The sequence below is a fragment of the Colwellia asteriadis genome (genome assembly GCF_039523295.1).
Taxonomy (GTDB): domain Bacteria; phylum Pseudomonadota; class Gammaproteobacteria; order Enterobacterales; family Alteromonadaceae; genus Colwellia; species Colwellia asteriadis.
This window is the reverse complement of the sequence record NZ_BAAAFA010000005.1, coordinates 98,879-117,463: the sequence shown is the minus strand read 5'-3', so window position 1 is coordinate 117,463 and position 18,585 is coordinate 98,879. Positions and strand designations below refer to the sequence as shown.

Below are 18,585 nucleotides of genomic sequence, written 5' to 3'. Positions count from 1 at the left end.
TTAATTACCAGGAGAATTGACGATAGGGTCAATCACTATTTTTCGCTCTTTACAAATCATTCTACTTGGACCATATTCACGACGAGATCTATCATTGAAATCCCCAACAATCATTTCTACGCCATGATAAAGTTTTTCAGTCGCTTCAATATAAACACTATCTTTATAGTCTTGTAGTTTTTGCTCTACCGCTGCTTTCTGCTCGAGTATTTCTCCCATGCGTTTAGCATGCACTTGATAGCTAGCAACAACCTTGGCTAATAAGTCAGGCTTAGCCTTATCTTTAGGGAGTGCTTTGAGTTTATTCACCGCATTAAGCAGCTCTGTAGTTTTATCGGATTCAATATGCATTAAATCATCAATATCATTAATTTCATCTTTTAATTTATTAATTTTACGTTCGAAATTAATGTGGGTATTGCTTCCCGCAGGAGCGCCTATCATGCCAGCTTGAACTGACTTACCTATTTTTGTGTAACCGCCAATCAGCTTACCGTCAGCTTTTTCTGCTTTGCCAATCCATAACTTACCATTAACGTCTAATAAGCTGTGCAATAATTGGTTTTCAATACGAACATCTTGAGTACAGGTTATTTGAGCATACTGACAATATTTTGCGTAAATATTCCCTTTGGCATTAACACTTACACTCATAGTAACGTCAGTGACCTTGGTTTGCTCTATATCATGCTTACGGCCAATAATACCGCCAGAAATAGTAATGTCGCCACCAGACTCAATCATTGCCGACTCAACAAAGCCGCCCACGGTAATATCGCCACTAGCAATCACTTTCATTCCTTCTGTGACATCACCTTCAATAATTACGCTGCCAGTAAAGTTAATGTTACCCGTGGCAACAGAAACATTTTTAATTTTATAAACTTCGTCAACTTCCATCCCATTAGGGATCATTTTTGGCAAGCCGACTTTATTTGATAATAATACATTTTCATTTTTAGGACTGATGACAGTACCTTCTCCAGGAATAAGTTCAACGTCATTACCTGGTGATGGATCTAAGGTTGTTGCTGTTACTGTATAGCCTTCTCGCCCTTCTGATAATGGAATTTTTTTAATTAAGGGGTCGCCAACTTTAACACAAATAATATCCCCTAAATCTCGCATGTCGACGCTACCATCTTCGCGTTTTTTTGGCCTAAGAATACGTGCTTGTGCACTTTCAACTAAAGGTTTTATTTGCGCATCGTTACCATTAATAGGCAGTTTACCTAAGGCGATTTGTGCAGACACTTGTGTGTTAGAAGGCTCTTTAGCGGCTAACTGAGCAAGTTTTACAAGGTTCTCTTTGCTAAAGCCTTTTTTTACTCCAGCTTCTTGGGCGGCAGTTAAAATAGCTTTAGCGGTTAAGTGAGTACCACCTTGTGCGGTTGTTATTTCTGCTGAAGCTGACATTTCATCACTTTCAATGTTAATAATAATAGAAGCGTCAATTCGCTCTAGTACTTGATAACGTATCTCACGGCCTGATTGGCTTTCTTGAAGTGGCTTTAATACATCATTAAGTTCAGCTATAGCGTTGGTAATACTCGCGGTATTAATACGTAAATTATTAAATTCAGATGCGTTGATAAGCTCATTAATTGTTGCAGTAGAGATAGTATCTCCACCTTTAATTGGCTCTAGTAGTAAGTCAACATTATTTTTATCGTTGCTGATTAAGTGTGCTTTGGTCATTCATGTTGCTCCGCCTAATCGTTAAGTACAGCTGAGCCAAATAACGGTTAGGCATTTATTATTCTAATTATTAGTTAATGACTTGATTAAATATAATGATTTTGGTGAATTTTAATAAAGCTTTTTGTATCTACTTTGGTGTAATCAATTTTGTATTCAATACCATCAAGGGCTTGTACAAAGAGTAGTGTTTTTTCTTCACCAAAAAGTTCAGCAGAAGAAATATCAACGATATCCTGATAAGCTTTTTTCGCGATGGATCGCTTCTCAGGTATGTCACCTTTATAAATTCCAATGCCGCGATGGCTGATAATGACAACAGGGTTATCACCATTAATTATCAATAAGTCAAATTTTTTCACTTTGTGAATGACGGTATTACGACCACTAGTTATAAAATTTTTCTCTATCAAAATATGCTCCTGATACTAAATAATTAGTTATATTTTAATACGTTAAAGTTACGTCAGTATAAGCTAATTATGAATATTTTAGTTTAATATATAAAGAATTAATGAACTAAGCAATATTTGTGCTTTATTAATCAATTGACTTTTTTATATTAGTTCAATTTTTACAGATATTCCTAACTTATTGTGCTTAAGTTATTGCTTTGCTTGAAAAGCACGCTCTTTAATATAACAAGGCGTTTGTGTTGTCTTATTTAATTTTCTTCTGATGAGGTCTAAGGTAATATTGGCTGAGTAGTGCTGAAACTTTTGCCGAGTGTAAGGTAATAACAAACACTCACTTTGTATAGCTTTTTTACTGCCCCAAGCGATCCAAATCGTACCTACAGGTTTATCTTCACTGCCGCCATCGGGACCTGCAACACCTGAAACCGCAATAGCTAAATCAGCAGAAGATTTAGCTAACGCACCTTGTGCCATAGCCTCTACAACTTGTTGACTTACTGCGCCGTATTGTTCGATGAGTTTTGAAGGTACATCAAGCATTTCTGACTTAGCTTTATTACTATATGTTACATAACCAGCCTCAAAACAAGCTGAAGCGCCACTTACACTAGTAATTAAGCTTGCAATTAATCCACCGGTACATGATTCTGCGGTTGTGATTGTTAACTGCTTCTCGGTGAGTTTTTTCACTAAATGCTCAGCTAATGTAAAAGGTTTTTCTTTTACTTGTGCAATAAAATTATCGCCAAGTACCCTTAATAGCTTTTCTTGCCATAAATCTTTTAATTGAGTGGCTTCTTGGCTGTAAGTTGATAGTTTAACTTCAAGTAAAGGGCTACCCGCACGAAACCCTATTTCAATACTTTCGGGCCAATCGGGTAGTGCTTCATTGATGAGTTTTTGCAATGATGACTCGCCGATACCAAAGACTTGTAAACGAGTAACATCACAAATTAAATTATCGGGTAATTGTTGTTTAATATGCGGCTTTATTTGTTCTGCGAGCATGATTTTTAATTCACTTGGCACTCCGGGCGTGCAATAAACAATACAATTTTGAAAAATTAGGGAAAAGCCAACAGCGCTGCCGTTGCGATTGCTGATAATATCACAGCCTTTAGGGAGCATAGTTTGTTTTAAATTGGGCGCATTTAGTTCAGAGTTACGCTTATTACACCACGCAGTTACATGAGCGAGAGCTTCTGGATGCTCTGTTATGGTGGTATTTGTAGCTTTGGCTAAGGCTTGAGCAGTTAAGTCATCAATCGTTGGCCCTAAGCCACCATTAATAATTAAAATATCAGCTTGGTGAGTTATTGTTATTATTTCAGCAACCAGTAAATTGAGATCATCGGCAACCGTTGTTTTTTTACTAATGGTTAACCCCAGCTCTTTAAGCTCGTGAGCGATCATGGCGGAATTACTATCAACAATATCACCGGTCATTAATTCATTGCCGGTTAGCAAAAGTTGTACTTGGGGAGCTGACATTTTTATTCCTTTCTAATTATCTTGTAATCTGGGTTCAGATTACTTAACTATACATTGTTTTTATCATGGATAACCTAGATTGGCACTAGATTTTAGTTTACTCTACAGGTCTTTATATATCAGCAATGACTCCATTATGATGACAAAAACACCTAAGCAATATGCTCGCTCATTATTGTGTGGTTGTTGGTTTAGCACAAATACCACCAATGAAGGGCTAAAAAGTACCGAATATTCAGAGATTTTACCTGATGGTAGCTTTGAGTTTACTTTTTCTCGCTTTGATAGCAACAACCAGCTTATTGAAAAAGTTACTGAGCTAGGTGATTGGGGATTGGTAGGTGATATTCACTTTACAATTACTAAAGATGAAGTTATTGATGAGCAACTTTATGCTGCTGATTTGAATGATGAAGGTAACTATCAGGCGTATCGAGTATTACAGCTCAATCATCAAATTTTCGAATATCAACATATTCTCACGAATGAAACCTATATTATGCGGCGCGTTGTTGATAACATTGGGCATTGTTAATTTATAACCAAGTATTGGTTATTCTCCCCGAAAGCTAAAAACATTAAATATTAGAGAACGTAATGAAACGATTACAAGCAGCAAGTTTAATTACCGCAATTAAAACACCATATGATGACAAAGGTGAAATATGTTTAACAACTTATGATGCCTTAGTAGCCCAACAAATAGCTGCAGGCGTTGATGGTATTATTGTTGGCGGTACAACAGGTGAAGGGCACTTACTTAGCTGGGAAGAGCACATTATATTAATTGCTCACAGTGTTCATAAGTTTGGCAAAGACCTCATTATAGTAGGGAATACTGGAAGTAATAATACGCGTGAAGCTATCAAGGCAACCATTAACGGATTTTCTGTGGGTATGGATGCGGCATTACAAATAAACCCTTATTATGGCCGTACCTCTATGGTTGGGGTCAGTGAGCACTTTAAACAGTTATTAGCGATAGGGCCAGCATTTATTTACAATGTTCCTGGTCGTACTGGTCAAGATATTACACCAGATATTATTGAACCATTATCAAAGCATGAAAACTTTATTGGCGTAAAAGAGTGTGCGGGTAATGAACGTATTGCTTATTATGAAAAGCAAGGTATTGCTTGTTGGTCTGGTAATGATGATGAAAGTTATGTTGGACGACATACTCATGGCTCTCATGGCGTTATTTCTGTTACCTCAAATATTGTGCCTGGCTTGATGCGCCAATTAATGGATAAAGACAATTTAGCTGAAACAGCAAAGTTAAACCAACAACTTCAAGGGTTAATGCAATGGCTTTTTTGTGAGCCAAACCCTATTGCAATCAATACCACATTAATGATGACAGGCGCGGTACCAAAAAACTTCCGCTTACCGTATCAGGCGTTAACATTAGCGCAAAGACAGCAAGGTTTTGAGTTATTAAAGGTGTTAGAAACTAAAGCCTTGGTTGGCGATAGTTTATCGCTACTCGATGATAGCGACTTTAACTACTGTATTTAAGCTTAACGTGTAAATTACAATCACAGTAGTTTAATTGATGAACATAACGCCTCACCTATAAGTGGGGCGTTAACGTTTCAGGCAACTCAAAAAAGTATTCTTTATTAACTACAGGGGAGCCTTTAGCGAGTAAAGGGCAGTTAAAGCGTAAACTTACCGCACACAGCTGTAAATTTTGAGCTTCATCTTCGGTGGCCTTACCATGTAATCGATCACCAACCACTGGCATGCCGATGCTGGCGGCATGAATTCGAATTTGATGTTTACGACCGCTATCAATTTTTACTTCAATCAGTGATTGATCACGCGCTTGATCATAAGCCAAGCAGGTAAATGTACTGCGTGATTTTTTACCATCAATTGGCATCTCAATTATTTCGGGTTGCACTTTATTATTATGATTACCGTGCACAATAATATGATAGGTTTTTTCTAAGGCGTGGTGTTCAAACATTGCCGATAAGGCTCGGGCAGCTTTTTTAGTATGAGCAATTAATATTAACCCTGTTGCAGCTCTATCTAAACGATGAACAATAAAAGCAGGGCGCTCATCAGGTAAGTTAGTTTGTGCAAATCGAGCAATAGTACAATGATCACTCCATTTTGATCCCTGTGACAACATACCATAAGGTTTATACCAAACGCTGTAGTCGGTTAAGTCGGCGATTAAAAGAGCTTTGGGCACAGCGCTTGAAAGTACGTTGCGATTAAAGTAAAAATGAAGCTGATCACCAATATTTAGTATTTTTTTCACTCTGCGTAAGCGCTGTGTTTGCTTTTTGTTTTTTATGGGGGTTAACCACAAGGCTCCTTTCGATATTGCCTGTTTGATTTCTGTTTTTGATAAGCCAATCTTTGTTGATAAACATTGCGCTTCTAAGATATTAATAGCGCTACTGTTTTCTGAGGTTACGATAATGTGCCATTCAAACTTGTCATTATTGTCTGTGACGATGATAGGCGTAGTCTTTTGATGATTCATATGAGCGTTATTTACAGACATAAGTAATAGCGTAACAAGGATAATCTCCCTATTTTACTAGGTTTCTCTGCTTATCAAAGCTAAAATAAGCAAATAGTAAAATTAATTATCGATAAGTTGTTATACATAACAACTTATCGATTAAAGCCAAATAAAACCCATGAAGAGAAAATAATATGAACCGTGATGAAGTGCTTTTTCCTGAAGATGAAATAGGAAATACCTTATGGCAAATGCAGCAAAGTGGCGAAGATTTAACAATTGAGCGTGAAATAGAGTTTTCAGTGTTATTTCCAACGCAAGCGTTAGCACTACAGTTTGGGCAGTTGTTGTTAGAGAATAATCAAAAGCTGTCTTTTACTCCATTTGAAGCTAATGAGTCATTGCCTTGGGAAATAACGGCTTACCCTTGTATGCCGGCTAGTTATATCAATATTAGTGGTTATCGCGAACTATTAGAAACGAGTGCAGCTCCCTTGAAAGGGCAGTTTGATGGTATGTACTTTACGGCAGCTAAGTAACCTGAGTTCAGGTTAAGTAATATTGAGGTTATATGAGTATCGATCTTAAACAGTTTGCCGCTTTACAAAAAAATAGCAAAAACTCTTTCTTTGCCCAAAAAAAGCTATTGCAACAAGTTATGTCGGGAAAAACTGTACTTTGCGCTACATGTCAGCAACCTTTAAAATTACTAACACCAGCGCAAGCTGAGCCAACCGGTGTTAGCTGCGCTAAAGGTTGTACCGATATTGCCTTAGATTTTGCTTAAACCTATCAGCGTTTATAAAAAAGTAGCGATATCGGTTAAAGATTTTTTCACTTGGGCGTGCGCCGGTATGGTTGCATCTGCAGCAGGGTAGCCGGCAATAAGTAGCATATAAGCACGCTCGTTATCGCCGCGCTGACATACTTTATTTAAAAATGACATATGTTTTGGTGTGTGAGTTAAGGTGGTTAATCCTGCATTATGTAATGCCGTAATTAAAATTCCGGTCGCGATACCGACAGACTCGTGCACGTAGTAATTTGTTTTTTTATCTTCTTCATTGTCGGTATTAGTGATCCCGCCTTTCTTTTGGCTAAATATCGCAATTAGCCAAGGGGCATGCTCTAAATAAGGTTTATTGGCATCAGTTCCTAAATCTTTCAGTGCATTAAGCCACTCTTCTCCTGCGCGACCTTCGTAAAAACCACGTTCATGGTGCTCGGCTTGCTCTCTAATTTGCTTTTTTATCTCGGCAGAGCTCACGGCAACAAAATGCCAAGGTTGATGGTTAGCACCACTTGGTGCTGTACCAGCAGCCTTTAAGCAATTTTCAATAATTTCTTTACTTACTGGGCGATCACTAAAGCTGCGAATAGAATGGCGACGCTTTATGTCGTTATAAAAGCTTTGTGAGCGTTCAAGCATTTCTGCTTCTGGGTATTCAATGTAATCGCTAAGGGGAGAGCAGTCATGTTCCTGCATAAGGGAATGTCCTTTTTGTTTTAGTTATGATTATGCGCTCTTTACAATATTTTAACGACTTTCAAAAGGCAACAAAAAGACAATAAAAAACCGACAAACCTCAGAGAGGTTGTCGGTTCATTAATCTGATTAACGTATATTCAAAGTTAATCAGAACATCTTGAAGTTGATTAGGTTAGTTTCACGAAGGAAGCGCAGAGTTGCGTTAGTCAATACTCCGTACATCCTGTACTTCGCCTTACAGGCCGCCTTTGGAGTTCAAATTATTTCCCGAATAATTTGTGAATACTTCCCACGATGAAATTACCGTTAATAAAAAACCGGAAATCTCTTAACAGAAATTTTCCGGTTTAAATTTATTGTTCATTTTGCAGTTAGCTGCTCAAGGTTCAAAGAAGAAGGACGGAGTTGACGCATGTCAATGAGTACTTCTGATGTAGAACCTTGTTCAGCTAGCAATAAAATTAACCTATAAATGCGCGGGCGTTACGGAACATGCGCACCCAAGGCGAATCTTCACCCCAGCTATCTGGGTGCCAAGAGTTAGCAACTGTTCTAAATACACGCTCAGGATGTGGCATCATAATAGTTACGCGGCCATCGGTAGTGGTTAACGAGGTAATACCGTCAACTGAGCCGTTCGGGTTAGCTGGGTAGGTTTCAGTCACTTCACCGTAGTTATTTACATAACGCATTGAAACCGTACCTGAGTTGTTTGCTGCATCAATTGCTGCATCAGATTTAAACTCAGCATGACCTTCACCGTGAGATACGGCGATTGGCATACGTGAGCCTTCCATACCTTTAAATAATACAGATGGGCTTTCTTGAATTTCAACTAATGAGAAACGTGCTTCAAAACGCTCAGATTTGTTTTGTACAAAGTGAGGCCAGTGATCTGAGCCAGGAATGATGTCTTTCAAGTTAGACAGCATTTGACAACCATTACAAACACCTAATGAGAAAGTATCTTCACGTTCGAAGAAAGCTTTAAACATTGCACGGGCATTTTCATTAAATAAGATTGATTTCGCCCAACCTTCACCAGCACCAAGTACGTCACCGTAAGAGAAACCACCACAAGCAACTAAACCGTTAAAGTCGGCTAAATCAGCACGGCCAGATAAAATATCAGACATATGTACGTCAATAGCAACAAAGCCAGCACGATCAAATGCAGCCGCCATTTCTACATGAGAGTTAACACCTTGCTCACGTAAAATAGCAATACGTGGATTGTTACCACTAATCGCATCTTTAGCAATTAAATCAGCAACAATATCTTCGTTAATATCAAATGTTAACTCAGTGTTTAAACCTGGGTCTTCAGTATCAAACTTAACGTCATGCTCTTGCTGTGCACATTCTGGGTTATCACGAAGTGACTGCATTCTGTAAGTTGTTTGCGCCCACACTGTACGGTAGTAAGTACGAGAGTTTTCAAGTACCACTTCACCATCACGAGAGAAACGAATAGTATCTTCGTTGTTTAACGTACCAATATCAGTGCAATAATCTAAAATTCCGTGCTCAGCTAAAATAGCGTGAATAGCATCAACATCGTCTGCAGCAATTTGAATTACGGCGCCTAACTCTTCATTAAATAGTGTTGCTAAGTCGTCACTTGCACCGTTTGATAGTTTAGAAATATCAATATCAACACCTGTGTGACCAGCAAAAGCCATTTCAGTTACGGTTGTGAATAAACCACCATCAGAAATATCATGGTAAGCAATAAGCTTTTCAGCACGAACAAGTGCTTGCATGGCATTGAAGAAGCCTTTTAATACTTCTGCACTGTCAACGTCAGGTGTTTCATTACCAAGCTGTTTGTAAACTTGCGCTAAACATGAGCCACCTAAACGCTTTTTGCCTTTTGATAAATCAATAGCCACAAGACGCGTCTCTTTATTAGAGCCGCCTTTATCTGAACGTAGTTCAGGTGTTACTGTTTTACGGATATCTTCAACAACGCCAAAGGCAGTGATAACAAGAGAAAGAGGAGACGTTACTGATTTTTCAACACCGTTTTCTTCCCACTGTGTTTTCATTGACATTGAGTCTTTACCTACAGGAATAGTTAATCCTAGGGCAGGACAAAGCTCTTCACCAATGGCTTTAACGGCTTCATATAAACCGGCATCTTCACCTGGGTGACCCGCTGGCGACATCCAGTTAGCAGAAAGCTTAATGCGGTTTAGTCTATCACCGTCAGGACCTGCAATATCAGTACCGGCAATGTTAGTTAGTGACTCAGCTACCGCTAAACGCGCTGAAGCGCCAAAGTTTAATAACGCAACAGGTGTACGTTCACCAAGTGACATTGCTTCACCGTGGTATGAGTCTAAAGCTGAGGCGGTAACACCACAGTCAGCCACAGGAACCTGCCAAGGACCAACCATTTGATCACGGTTAACCATACCTGTTACCGAGCGATCGCCAATGGTAATAAGGAATGTTTTTTCAGCGACGGTTGGTAAGCTTAAAATTCTGTCGGCAGCGTCACTTAATGTAACGCCATTTAAATCTAGTGAGTCACCAACAGCTTTTGCTGAGACAACATCTTTAATGATTTTAGGCGTTTTACCTAAAAGTACATCTAATGGTAAATCGATTGGTGTATTAAGTGCTTTGTCATCAGCGAAATGTGAATCTGTTACGGTTAAGTGCTCTTCTTCTGTAGCACGGCCAACGACAGCAAATGGTGCACGTTCACGTTCACAAATGGCGGTAAATTGTGCTAATTGCTCATCTGAAACAGCTAATACATAACGTTCTTGAGATTCATTACACCAGATTTCATGAGGTGCCATGCTACGTTCATCGTTTGGTACGTTGCGTAGTTCAAAAACACCGCCACGACCGCCATCTGATACCAACTCAGGGAAGGCATTTGATAAACCACCAGCGCCAACATCATGAATAAATAAAATAGGGTTTTTATCACCTAGTTGCCAACATTTATCGATAACTTCCTGACAACGGCGTTCCATTTCTGGGTTTTCACGTTGTACCGAAGCAAAATCTAAATTTTCAGCCGATTGACCTGATGCCATTGAAGAAGCAGCACCGCCACCTAAACCAATGTTCATCGCTGGACCACCTAAAGCAATTAGGTTAGCGCCAACAACAATGTCACCTTTTTGTACGTGTTCATCGCGAATATTGCCTAAACCACCGGCAAGCATAATTGGCTTGTGGTAACCACGTACTTCTTTACCGTTGAATGAGTTAACTTCTTCTTCGTAAGTACGGAAATAACCAAGAATAGCAGGGCGACCAAATTCGTTGTTAAACGCTGCGCCACCTAACGGGCCTTCCATCATAATATCGAAAGCCGTTACAATACGACTTGGCTTACCAAAGTCAGTTTCCCACGGTTGAACAAATTCAGGAATACGTAAGTTAGATACTGAAAACCCTACTAAGCCTGCTTTAGGTTTTGAACCAACACCAGTAGCACCTTCATCACGAATTTCGCCACCTGAGCCAGTTGCAGCACCAGGGTAAGGAGAAATAGCGGTAGGGTGGTTGTGTGTTTCAACCTTCATTAATACTTGAATATCTTCATGGTTGTAGCCATAAACGTTAGTTTCAGGATTAGGGAAGAAACGACCGCCTTTATTACCCACCATTACTGCAGCGTTATCTTTATAAGCGCTTAGTACAAAGTCTGTATTAACTTCATGGGTGTTGCGGATCATTTTAAATAATGATTTTTCTTGCTTAACACCGTCTATAGTCCAGTCAGCGTTAAAAATTTTATGACGACAATGCTCAGAGTTTGCTTGAGCAAACATGTAAAGTTCAATATCGTGCGGGTTACGGCCTAGTTTAGTGAAGTTTTCAAACAAATAATTAACTTCATCGTCAGCTAAAGCTAAACCTAATTCAATATTGGCATTAATTAACGCTTCTTTACCACCACTTTCAATATCAATAGCGGTTAATTTGCCTGGCTCTGCGCTTGCGAATAATTGACTTGCTTGCGCGAAATCATTAAAAACACTTTCCATCATGCGATCATGAAGTAACGCATTTAACTGTACTTCTTGTGCTGTGGTTAATTGTGCACCGTTATCTAGGGTAATGTAATAAGCAATGCCGCGCTCTAAACGCACAACGCTATTTAAGCCACAGTTATGTGCTATATCGGTAGATTTTGATGACCAAGGTGAAATAGTACCCGGACGAGGGGTGACTAATAAGAACAAACCAACAGGTTGATGCTCTTCAATTGTTGGACCATAAGTAAGTAATTGCTGTAAAACGTTCTCTTCGCTAGTACTTAACTCTTGATTAAGCTGGGCGAAATGGGCAAATTCAGCATAAATATCGCTAACAGGCAGTTGTAACTGCTCACATTGAGCTAATAATTTTTTAACTCTAAAATCAGAAAGTGCTGGAGCGCCACGAAGGTTTTTAATCAACATCGTCATAGGGTAATCACCAAGTTTTATGTAAGGTTTTGATTAGTTTTTACTGTAAGCAAAGCTCGAGTTAACACTAACCGAAAATTTCGCGCGTATTATAGTTGAAAAATGCGCTTTTGTTAATGGAAAATGCATCGTAAATAACTAAGAAAAAAAAGTACTTGGCTAACAAAGCAATACACGACACAATTGCAGGATGAAAATACAGCTTTTACTAACAAAATTGTCGATTAAACTTCACTTAATTAGGCTAGCTAAGCGAGCATTTACCTTAATGTTTGCCTTTACTTTATTGATGCTGACTGGTTGTGATAAAGAAAATAAGTCAGCGAGCTTAACCCGTATTCTTGAACGTGGTTATATTAACGTAGGGACGATTTATGGGCCGACCAATTATTACCTGCATGCTGATGAAGTGATTGGTTTTGAATATGAACTGGCAAAAAAATACGCCGACTCAATTGGTGTTGAGCTAAAAATAGTACCAAGCTACAGTGTCGACGAATTATTTATTAAGCTTAATACTGGCGAAGTGGATGTGCTTGCTGCTGGTTTAGCTATAACAAATAAGCGCCATCAGCGCTTTCGTTTTGCGCCGAGTTATCAACATGTCAGTCAAAAGTTAGTCTTTAAGCAAGGTAAAGTCAGACCGAGAAAAGTCAGCGATCTTACCGGTAAGTTAATGGTAACTTCTGGTTCGAGCTATGTTGAAAACCTTGAGTATTTAAAATTTACTCATCAAGATCTTAATTGGTTAGAAACTAACGAATTTGATAGCGAAGAGCTACTTGTTAAGGTGCTCAACGAAGAGATTGATTATACGGTAATTGACAGTAATAGCTTAGCGATTAATCGCCGTTATTACCCAGAAATTAGTATTGGTTTTAGTATTCAGCAACCTGAGCCGTTAGCTTGGATGGTCAGTAAGCATAGTAAAGATGATCTGTTAGCGAGTCTCATTGAGTTTTTTGGTCAAGTTCATCATGACGGCACTTTACTTGCCTTAGATGATAAATATTACGGACACATCGAAGACTTTGACTATGTAGATACTCGTACTTTTATTAAAGCGATAGATAAAACACTACCTAAGTTTCAGCCCTTATTTGAAAAATATGCGCAAGACCTTGATTGGCGCTTACTCGCGGCCATTAGCTATCAAGAATCTCACTGGCGTCCTAAAGCACGCTCTCATACTGGGGTACGTGGCATGATGATGTTAACGTTAGCCACGGCAAAACAAATGGGAGTTGTCAGTCGCTTAGATACCGAGCAAAGTATTCGAGGTGGCGCTAAATACTTCAGGCGTATGATTAACAGAATACCAGACAGAATACCTTCACCAGACAGAGTTTGGTTTGCATTAGCCTCATATAATGTTGGCTTTGGGCATTTAAATGATGCGCGTATTATTACGCAGCGCCAAGGTGGCGATCCAGATCGCTGGGTTGAAGTAAAAAAACGCTTACCGTTATTACAACAGAAGAAATACTATAAAAATACTAAATATGGTTATGCGCGCGGTGAAGAGCCGGTACGTTATGTTGAAAACATTAGGCGTTATTACGATACTTTAACTTGGTTGGATGATAAGGCAAAAGCTGAGCAAGAGAAGTTATTGGAAGAAGCTGAGCGTGCGGTGACTATATCTGATAGCAGTAATAGCTCAGTCAATAGTGAAACGGTTAATAGCGAGCCATTAAAAAGTTCAACACAAGATGAAACAGGTAATGATGTTGAGGTAGAAACCAGGACGAATTAATTATCAGGTTACAAAATGTTTTTTAATTAAAGCCCTTTACAACACTGTGGTGAATAATCTGAGCTGTTTATTTTGACTTATGTCATAAAGTTGTCATAGTTGATTGGCATGATGAGCATATTGATATGAGCCTTTAACACTTATGGTATATTTTAGGTTTTTACATCAATAATTTATCTATTACTAATAATACCCAACTAGGTGATTAATATGAGAATTAAAAAACAGCTGCGTAGCAGTCATCGAAGAAAGCAGTTAAGTCGTCAACAACATAAAATGGTTAACCGTCGTCAATTTTACTTTAACCAAAGCACCCTTGAAGAAAACAACCATTAAATCTTGGTTAGCTTTACGCTAACGTTGATTTAGTGCGTTATTTGCGCCTCCTTTAACAGTTTTGTTAAGTTATTATACTCACACACTAGCTGAGTTATTAATGCCTTTGTTTCTACGCTTTTTGCTTCCTTCGCATATTTATTAAACTTCTTTGCTAAAGCCGATAGTTTTTTAGCACTAATATTGGCGGTCATCCCTTGTATTTTATGGCTGACTTCTTGTTGTTGAAGTAAATCATCTTTTGCTACGCTTTGCTCTAGTTCATTGATAAGACTAGGGGTTTCTTCAAGGAATAGTGCGAGTAACTTTTGTTGAATCGCGTCGTTGTAGGTTAGGCGTTTAGCAAAATCATCGCTATCCCAAGTTAAATCAATATTAGTATCTTGAGAGATATTATTGTTAGTAGTCTCATTGTCAGTGGGCACAGTATTTTGCTTTTGAGAGAGGAGTGCGGTTTTATCTTCTATTACTTCCTGTTCGGCCATAGGCGCTAAACTAATACTTTTCGGGTGATACTCGCCTAAGCCGTCATCAATAAATTGCGGCATAAGGTGCATTAAAATTTTCTCTTTTAATGAGACGGAATTAATTGGCTTACTAAGGTAATCTGTCATACCAGCAGCGAGACACTTTTCTTTGTCTCCGGCCATAGCGTTAGCAGTCATGGCAATAATCGTAATATCTTTATTGATTTCACCAGACTTACCTGAGCGAATTGCTTTGGTCGCTTGATAGCCGTCCATTTCTGGCATTTGGCAGTCCATCAGTACAATATTAAAAGGAGTATCTTCATTTGCTGCCTTTAATGACGCTAGTGCTTCTAGGCCATTAGCGGCTATATCGGGTGTAATACCTAAATCTTCAAGTATATGGCGGGCTACTTCTTGATTTATACGGTTATCTTCAACCAGTAGCAACCTACAGTGGGTTAGCTTTCTTATTTCATCATCAGTATTTTGTGTAATACTATTGTTTTCAATGTCTTGCAAATAGTGGTGAGTTATTAATGGTGTTTGCTCGTTCGAGGTTTCATTCTTAGCTAAACATAGTTGTAATGCTTTAAGTAAGTCTCCCGTCACCGCAGGTTTTGGGAAATAAGCGCTAAAACCACGGCTTGCAAAATAGCTGGCATCACCACGAGTTGCCATTGACGTCATCATAACGAGTTTAATATGAGCGAATTTAGGTGTTTCTGTTATTTTCTTAGCAAGCATAGCACCATTCATTTTAGGCATATGCATGTCTAAGAAAGCTATTTTTATTGGGGACTTTTCTTTACTTTTAACTCCAGCGGAAGAGCCTTCTTGCTCTAGTATTACCGATTGATTGAGTAATTGAAGTGCACTTTCGCCACTGTCAGCTTGATGCACATTTGCTCCCCACAACTCTAGTTGCTCTTTGAGTACAAGTAAGTTAGTTGTATTATCATCTACGATTAGAATTTCAGTATTGTTGATAGGGGTTGAGGGCATAACCTCATAAGCGTGATCTGACTCCGATAGCTCAATAGTGAAAGTAAATGTTGAACCTTTATTCAATGTACTCTCAACGCTAATATCACCATTCATCATGGTGCATAACTGCTTACAAATAGCTAATCCTAGGCCTGTACCGCCGTATTGCCTTGTAGTTGAAGCGTCAACTTGTGTGAATGACTCAAAAATAATAGCTACTTTTTTTTCTGGAATTCCTATGCCAGTATCAGTTACTTGGCATTGCAGAAGCAATTTATCACTATTTGCTTCTTTCTTGACTAAGGCTGCAGTAATAACAATTTCACCTTGCTGAGTAAACTTTATCGCATTGCTGGTGAGGTTATGTAAAATTTGTCTTATTCTACCAGGGTCGCCTTTGACATGGCTTTGCTCTATGCCTCTGTTATCTAAAATGATTTCTATATTTTTTTCTTGACCTTTTAATGCAATAGACTCAACAAACTCACCAAATAATTTTCTTAAATCAAAGTCAATAATTTCAAGATCTAATTTACCCGCTTCTACTTTTGAAAAATCAAGAATATCATTAAGTAAATTGAGTAGCGCCTCAGCGCTTGAGTTGGCTAAATTCACACGATGAAGCTGCTCGTCGCTTAACGGGTTGCGCTTGAGTAAACCTAGCATTCCTAAAATCCCATTCATTGGTGTGCGAATTTCATGGCTCATACTGGCTAAAAACTCTGCCTTGTGGCGCGTAGCTTCTTCAGCTATTTCTTTTGCCGCAATATGTTGACGCTCTACTTCTTTACGTTCTGTTACATCGAAATTAACACCAATAATTTGATTTGTTTCACCTGCATCATTTTGCTTGGTTAGCGCCATTGCTTTTATATATCTTATATTGCCATTGTCTTGAATTACTCTAAATTCATGCTCAAATGAACTTTTATTTTTAATGGCATTATTGATGGCGCTGACGGAATCTTCTAAGTCATCAGGGTGTACAGCACTTTTCCAATCTGTGATAGTGTTATTAAATTTGGTTTTGTCATAACCATAGATAATAAACATTTGATCATCCCACTCTAACCTATCGCTAAGAATGTCATATTGCCAAATACCAATATTTGCTGCATGAGTGGCTAAGCTCATTCTTTCATTCACTTCAATTAACTCTTTTTGATGAGCCTCTTTTTCAAGCTCAAGAAGGGCTTCTTTTGATGTATCACGAATTACACCCGTAAATATTATACCTTCTTCATTTTCGGCTTTTGATATCGCTAAGTGTATAGGGAACATCTCGCCTGATTTCTTCTTGGCGGTTAACTTTCGTCCAATACCAATAATACCTGCTAGGCCGGTAGCAAGATAATTCTTAATATATTCATCATGTTTAATGCTGTGATTTGTTGGCATTAATATACTAATGTTTTCTCCGACTACTTCGACTTCAGAATAGCCAAACATCAGCTGAGCAGCGGCATTGAATGAGGTAATGATGCCTTGCTCATTAATCGTAATAAATCCCTCTGCGGTACTATTAAAAATAGCGGTGATTTTGTTGGCTGCTTGCTTTGCTAATAAAGCTGAATGTTGTTGCTCTTTTAAAGCGCTTTGCATTTGAATAAGCAGGTTATGAAAACAACGTGCTAATACGCCCACTTCGCTGTTGCTATCTAGGGGGAGTTTTTGGACACTCGTGTTTTCTTCTAAGGCGCTAATGTTTTCGGTAATTTGCTGTAATGGCGTGGTTATTTTTTTAGCTAAGAATATGGCGATAACTAAAGTAACTAGGGCTAGTATTCCACCTATCAATATACTTTTAACTTTCAACGATTGTAACTTTAACTCTATTTCAGAAGTGTCTTTTAATACCAGTAAGTTAAGCGGGTGAGCACCACTGAATTTATTTAATGCTAAGTGGCGAAAGTGACCAAGATAGCTTTTGTTATCAATGTTCACACGAGTTAAAGACATTTCTGCTAAGTTATTTTCAACAACATTTTTTAAGCTAGGAAAATCATTTTGTAGTAAATGCCGCTCACCTAAATCAAACCCAAAGGTTTTAGTATTATCAGGATGATAAATGAAGTCTCCGGCTTGGTTGGTTAAATAAAAGGATAGTTGCCCCAACATTTTTTCTTTAAGGGTTAAAAAAAACTGATTAAAGTCGAGGTTAATAACAATTATGCCAAAAAACGCTTGTGTGCTTTCGTCAAACACAGGAGTAGCAATACGTAATACGGGTTTGAAAGGGAGCTCGATTCGACCATGGTTTTTTGCCAGCTCTATTTTAGAAAAGTAAACCTCCTCGTCACTTCGTTTCATTGTTGCTTGAAAGTAAGGACGAGTTAATTTTTCTTGTAATGCTTGTTCAGGAGTGATCTTTTGCGGTACATCACTGCGGACATTCGCTAGCTCTAAGCCATTGTTAGCTAAACCAATATAACGAACTTGGTAATAGTAATCTTTATGAGCAATAAACTCCGAGAATATTTGTTCTAACCTACTGCGCCACAATCGCGAGTTTTCTTTATTACTATTTTTTATCGCCGTTATCATCTCTTGAATAGGTGGTGTTTTACTTAAAAAAAGCGTATCTGAATAAGCTTGGCTATAAAGTTGCTCAATAATTGGCTCGACTAAGCTGGTTTCAATTGCTAACTCATGTTCAGTTTGTTTGGTTAATAACTTCTCTGTTTCAAAGTAGAAGAAAAAACTAATAAAAATAGTGGCAATTAATACAACTGCAAACGACATAATAGGTATTTGTTTACTAATAGGGTATTTAGCCCTACCTATCGTCAGTAGCTTTTCTGTATCGTTAGTAGATAGTTGTTGTTTTGATAACTGCATTTATATTATGTATTCGTGTGTTGTTTTTAGTTATTGTGGTTTGTTCGCAGTTATGCACAGGCAGCGCCATACATGCTCATAGAACTTATACAAGGTTAATCTTTATAAGTTAGCACAAGAAATAAGATTAGCTATCAATTACTTAAAAATAAATTACTTAGCGGTATTTTACACCGCTGGGGGAAGTTC

The 18,585-nt window shown here is 38.3% G+C and carries 13 protein-coding genes; 6 read left to right on the top strand and 7 right to left on the bottom strand.

What is annotated here, in order from left to right:
• The 3 genes from ABD005_RS08465 to ABD005_RS08455 form a co-directional block, all read right to left on the bottom strand.
• Positions 1 to 1,698, bottom strand: a complete 1,698-nt coding sequence (locus ABD005_RS08465; RefSeq protein ID WP_343816942.1) for a flagellar assembly protein A — start codon at positions 1,696 to 1,698, stop codon at positions 1 to 3.
• A gap of 86 nt (positions 1,699 to 1,784) precedes the next feature.
• Positions 1,785 to 2,111, bottom strand: coding sequence for a hypothetical protein (locus ABD005_RS08460; protein WP_343816940.1), 327 nt, complete (start codon positions 2,109 to 2,111; stop codon positions 1,785 to 1,787).
• A 192-nt stretch (positions 2,112 to 2,303) separates the two neighbouring features.
• Positions 2,304 to 3,605: a CinA family nicotinamide mononucleotide deamidase-related protein gene (locus ABD005_RS08455; protein WP_343816938.1), complete on the bottom strand. Its 1,302-nt coding sequence runs from the start codon at positions 3,603 to 3,605 to the stop codon at positions 2,304 to 2,306.
• A 136-nt stretch (positions 3,606 to 3,741) separates the two neighbouring features.
• Here ABD005_RS08455 and ABD005_RS08450 point away from each other — a divergent pair, with 136 nt between their 5' ends.
• Complete coding sequence (locus ABD005_RS08450) at positions 3,742 to 4,140, top strand: hypothetical protein (protein ID WP_252738928.1); 399 nt, start codon at positions 3,742 to 3,744, stop codon at positions 4,138 to 4,140.
• A gap of 62 nt (positions 4,141 to 4,202) precedes the next feature.
• The gene (gene dapA / locus ABD005_RS08445) at positions 4,203 to 5,123 is read left to right on the top strand and encodes a 4-hydroxy-tetrahydrodipicolinate synthase (protein ID WP_343816936.1); all 921 of its coding nucleotides are present in this window, start codon (positions 4,203 to 4,205) and stop codon (positions 5,121 to 5,123) included.
• A gap of 55 nt (positions 5,124 to 5,178) precedes the next feature.
• Here the strand turns inward: dapA and ABD005_RS08440 are convergent, their stop codons facing one another.
• Positions 5,179 to 6,126 (bottom strand): RluA family pseudouridine synthase, encoded by a 948-nt coding sequence (locus ABD005_RS08440; protein ID WP_343816935.1) that lies wholly within the window; start codon positions 6,124 to 6,126, stop codon positions 5,179 to 5,181.
• Positions 6,127 to 6,281: 155 nt separating this feature from the next.
• Between ABD005_RS08440 and ABD005_RS08435 the strand changes: the two genes are divergently transcribed.
• On the top strand, positions 6,282 to 6,626 hold the full coding sequence (locus tag ABD005_RS08435) for a ribonuclease E inhibitor RraB (protein ID WP_215980629.1): 345 nt from the start codon (positions 6,282 to 6,284) through the stop codon (positions 6,624 to 6,626).
• 32 nt (positions 6,627 to 6,658) lie between these two features.
• Positions 6,659 to 6,874, top strand: coding sequence for a hypothetical protein (locus ABD005_RS08430; protein ID WP_343816933.1), 216 nt, complete (start codon positions 6,659 to 6,661; stop codon positions 6,872 to 6,874).
• A gap of 12 nt (positions 6,875 to 6,886) precedes the next feature.
• Here the strand turns inward: ABD005_RS08430 and ABD005_RS08425 are convergent, their stop codons facing one another.
• A complete protein-coding gene (locus tag ABD005_RS08425) occupies positions 6,887 to 7,573 on the bottom strand; it encodes a nitroreductase family protein (protein ID WP_343816931.1) in 687 nt (228 codons plus the stop codon).
• A gap of 464 nt (positions 7,574 to 8,037) precedes the next feature.
• Positions 8,038 to 12,012: a phosphoribosylformylglycinamidine synthase gene (gene purL / locus ABD005_RS08420; RefSeq protein WP_425544889.1), complete on the bottom strand. Its 3,975-nt coding sequence runs from the start codon at positions 12,010 to 12,012 to the stop codon at positions 8,038 to 8,040.
• Positions 12,013 to 12,280: 268 nt separating this feature from the next.
• Between purL and mltF the strand changes: the two genes are divergently transcribed.
• Positions 12,281 to 13,768, top strand: a complete 1,488-nt coding sequence (gene mltF / locus ABD005_RS08415) for a membrane-bound lytic murein transglycosylase MltF (RefSeq protein WP_215980626.1) — start codon at positions 12,281 to 12,283, stop codon at positions 13,766 to 13,768.
• Between the two features lie 210 nt (positions 13,769 to 13,978).
• Positions 13,979 to 14,104 (top strand): hypothetical protein, encoded by a 126-nt coding sequence (locus ABD005_RS08410; RefSeq protein WP_289847623.1) that lies wholly within the window; start codon positions 13,979 to 13,981, stop codon positions 14,102 to 14,104.
• A gap of 29 nt (positions 14,105 to 14,133) precedes the next feature.
• On the opposite strand, the gene ABD005_RS08405 is transcribed toward ABD005_RS08410, so the two are convergent.
• On the bottom strand, positions 14,134 to 18,396 hold the full coding sequence (locus ABD005_RS08405; protein ID WP_343816929.1) for a response regulator: 4,263 nt from the start codon (positions 18,394 to 18,396) through the stop codon (positions 14,134 to 14,136).
• Positions 18,397 to 18,585 lie beyond the last annotated feature (189 nt).